The 3,642-nt window shown below is 56.2% G+C and carries 4 protein-coding genes; all 4 read right to left on the bottom strand.

Annotated features, from left to right (window positions below; genetic code table 11):
* Positions 1–28: 28 nt before the first annotated feature.
* Entirely contained in the window at positions 29–520 is a 492-nt protein-coding gene (locus ACESMD_RS10440) for a DnaT-like ssDNA-binding protein (protein ID WP_372612898.1), read from the bottom strand.
* A gap of 189 nt (positions 521–709) precedes the next feature.
* A complete protein-coding gene (locus ACESMD_RS10435; RefSeq protein ID WP_372612896.1) occupies positions 710–1,873 on the bottom strand; it encodes a P22 phage major capsid protein family protein in 1,164 nt (387 codons plus the stop codon).
* A gap of 12 nt (positions 1,874–1,885) precedes the next feature.
* Complete coding sequence (locus ACESMD_RS10430) at positions 1,886–2,575, bottom strand: hypothetical protein (RefSeq protein WP_372612894.1); 690 nt, start codon at positions 2,573–2,575, stop codon at positions 1,886–1,888.
* 76 nt (positions 2,576–2,651) lie between these two features.
* A partial coding sequence (locus ACESMD_RS10425; protein WP_372612892.1) for a phage minor head protein occupies positions 2,652–3,642 on the bottom strand: 991 nt, incomplete at its 5' end.

The following is a 3,642-nucleotide window of genomic DNA, read 5'->3' as shown; positions in this document are numbered from 1 at the left end:
GGTTTGGATATCGTCACGCAGTCCCATATTACCCCCGAGTTACAGCGAAATTCGAACCGCCGCCTGCCGCGACTAGCTTGGCCAGTGCGCGACTAATGGCAACGCTGACGGCTCTAGCGGGGGCCCCGTCCTGATACTCCTTTTCGCTCTCGACACTCCCCGCCTTCACGCGCTTGCGCTTGAGCGCCGGGTCGATGTTGGCGAGCGGGTCGAGACCCTGGTCGATGCCCATGGCAATGACCAGCTGAGCCTCCTTCAGCTCGTCCGGCAGGTTGGTGGATGTATAGGACCATCCATCTATCACGACGCCATCACGCGGCCACTGTAGCGGCTGCCCCTGGGTGGCCTTTAGGCCGATAAACGGCTGCACTTCCAGGTAGTCCATCGCCTTTATCAGGTCTTCAACAGCCAGCCCAGCGATGATCACGCCTCGTGCATCAGCGTAGGCTTGCAGATCGGCCTCGCTGGCGTAACTGTTCGCCCCGCTAACAATGGACCCGTCTTCGATCACGATCGCCATTTACGTCTCCCGATAGCCGCCTTTGCGGAAGTCTTCAACCATGTCGGGGTGGACATCCGCTGTTTTTCCATCCGCGCGTCTCATCTTGCCGGACTTTGTCTTGCTTGTCTGTGCCGGTTTTCCGGCGGTCTTGCGTCCCGTTGACATATATCCTCCAGAAGATAGGACGACCCGAAGGCCGCCCTTTTATCAGCCGAGAATGGCAGCGATAAAGTCAGACTTCCAGGCTTTCGTGCCCCAGGTCGCAGCGACCTCGAACATTGCCTTCCGGTAGCCCTTATACGTGCGGATCTCATACACAAGACCAGAGTTAGGGTCTTGGATGATCATCGCATCGTCTGCGGTATCGCCGCCCTGCGGTACAGCGGGTGCACGCATTGCAAGCTCCAGGGAATTGCGGTGCCATGCCACGTTGCCTGTGTAGCTGTTGCCAACCGTAACAGCGGACGAAGAAGAAGCTGCTTCGCGAAGGCCGGGATCCGCAATCGTAATAACGCCGGTAGTGCTCGCGCCGACTGTCACGTCTTCCGCAACAACGTATTTATTGCTGTCGCCCGCAATCGCTAAGATGTCACCAGCCGTCAGGCCCACAGAACCACCCGCGCTAGTAGTCACGCCGATTGAGGTGGAACCAACAGCGGTTAGCGCAGTAACAGTAACGCCAGTTGTCGTGCCCTTCGTATGCGCCTGAACGCCTGCCGATTCCTTCATTGCGATACCCTGAAGGTCCAGAAGGACGCCTTGACGCAGTACGTCAGTGCCGCCAGCCTCGTTAGCCCTTTGAAGCCGTGCCAGGTTGCGAAGGTTGGTCCCTGCCAGGGTGTTGAGCACCATGGTTGACATGCCGTCCATCGGTGCGCCGTTATCTACTAAGATTTGACGCGCCTCCGCCACGAGGTCGAAGTCCCCAGAGAAGGGAGTGGTCCCGGCGGTGCCGACAGCACGAGAGGCGTTCTGATATGCCTCGGTCATGATGTCGACTTCGATCTCATTCGTCAGAGTGCGCATCGCCTGGCGGATCTGATCACCATAAATGGTCTCGAACCCAGCGCCGTTATTGACGTGCCGCATATCCTCGCCAGTCCAGGGAATTTGCACGCCCTTGGCTTTGGAGATAGAGAGCGTCTTGCTATCGACTGTCTGGTCGGTGCCTTCAGGAATTGTCATGCTCGGCGAAATGCCGGCCGAGGTAGCCTGCCGGGTGAAGTGTGACCGCACTACGTCATCCAGTGCGACACGCTCTGACCCATTGGCGTTGATCATCACAGAGGATGCACCGCCGGTAAGCTCTCGGCCTACAATGTCCGCCGCTGTGTAGATGTCGGCGGCGAGGTCGTTTAGTACGTTAGCCATGATGATGGCTCCTTACTCGTCTGATATTTTTCCGCCTTCCTTGAAGTATGTCGCACGCTGAGGGTGTGACATCCCATCAAAGTCGGCACGGGAGATTGACTTGTTTGCGGCCCCGCCGCCATTAGAGCCAGGAGCCCCGCCCCCACTCGCCTTGCTGCCATCCACTATCCACGGGTATTTAGTGGAAATGTGTTTGGATAGCTGTTTTTCATCCCATGATTCACCATCTGGTCCGTTGATCTTCAGACCTTCCGGTGTATGTGAGATGAATTTAGATGCCTTTTCTCGTAGGTCTTCATACCGGTCAGCGCCGTTGGTAACACTCCGATCGATGAGAGGTGCCACGATACGCTCTGCCGCCGTCAATCTCATGCTGGTTGCCAACTTGTCGTCTGACTCCTGAGATTTCTTCTCGGCTGCGGCCCTGGCTTCCTTTTCTTTCTGGTAGAGGCTCTGGTATTCCTCTTGCGCCTCTAGTCGTTCGCGCTCTTTCTGCTCTGCTGCTGTCTCTAGCTCTTGAGTGCGCTTTTTTGCCGCCGCCCGTTCTTCGCGCTCTTTCCGCAAGGCTTCTTTCAACTCCTTATTGTCGTCGAGTCCCTCGACTTCAAGCTGGAAGCCATCGCCTGCTTCTGCATAAAGCGCCTTCTGACCTTCGTCTAGTGCTTCGTGGTCTTCTTTGCTGATCTTGAATTGCAGTGCCATTGTACGAACCCCGTTCGTAGTTTAAGACTCACCCCTGTGAGCCTACATGTAAAGCTCTGCATTTGCAAAGCCGCCGTTATCCCATCGTTAGTTGCCACTTGCTGGCCAATTCATCCAGGTCCAGCACTCTGCCTTCATCATCTGTAAATTGTTCGATCTTTAGCTTTCCGCTGCGGAATAGTCCGGCCCGCTTCTCGCCTAGTACCTCGGCTTGGAATGCCTTGGATTGGCCTTTCAAGAAACCGCCATACGTCGTTTGATTAGATACAGGCCCTTGGAAGCTTGCGCGTTCGCCTTTGATGCCAACCCTGAAGGCTTCCTTTACAAGAGGAACCCTGATCGAGCGGCACCCAAAGTGTAATGCCGGCTTCGGGCCTAGTCCGAGGCCGAAAACTTCCTGATCGAATCCAGCACACGTCATTGTCGTCCTTGAATCGAGCACTGACAAGAATCGCTCGCCCTCAAGTATGTCGGCATTCTGCTTGTACACGTCTTCTCGTGCCGCCGTCCCGATGCTATTCACCGCCGTCCTTATTACCGTACCCGCTTGCCTGCGGCTTCTGGTTGACACTAGCTCGGCCACATCCCTGCTCATCTGCTTGTGTGTTCGACCCTCAAGGATGCCTTTCTCGACAACTCGGCGTGAATCAAGGGCGACAGATCCGGCGAAGTCGTCCCACATCTGAGGGATAGTCTTCCTGATGATCTCCTTGCCGCTAACTAGCTGAATCTGTCTGCGCGTAGTTATTGCCCTCGCCATCTCTGGTGTTATTCCTTCAGCAAGATCCACCGTCACCGACGCGCCCAGGAGTTGCTGGGCAAACTGCACTTCCTGAACCGCGAAGTCCTCGAGGTCTAGTTGCTGCTGTATCTGGCCTGCATGGTCTGCGGCGATGAAACGTAGTTCGCCCTGTAGCGCTGTCATACGGGCCATGGCGAAGTCTGTGGCGTTACCCTCTGCAATCCGACGTCTTATGTCTCTTGCAAGCTCTCTGATGGCAGGGAGGGCTTTCTTGATCTGCCCCCCGCCGAATTGTTGCAGGAATAGCTGGTGACGGACTAGCCTC

The sequence above is a fragment of the Halomonas sp. genome, from assembly GCF_041689495.1.
Classification (GTDB): domain Bacteria; phylum Pseudomonadota; class Gammaproteobacteria; order Pseudomonadales; family Halomonadaceae; genus Halomonas.
The sequence above is the reverse complement of the archived record's forward strand: the minus strand, read 5'-3'. Positions and strand labels throughout refer to the sequence as shown.

Excerpts from the sequence above, each read along its gene's own strand:
- ACESMD_RS10440 (WP_372612898.1), bottom strand. The coding sequence starts at position 520 with ATGGCGATCGTGATCGAAGACGGGTCCATTGTTAGCGGGGCGAACAGT.
- ACESMD_RS10430 (WP_372612894.1), bottom strand. The coding sequence starts at position 2,575 with ATGGCACTGCAATTCAAGATCAGCAAAGAAGACCACGAAGCACTAGAC.
- ACESMD_RS10435 (WP_372612896.1), bottom strand. The coding sequence starts at position 1,873 with ATGGCTAACGTACTAAACGACCTCGCCGCCGACATCTACACAGCGGCG.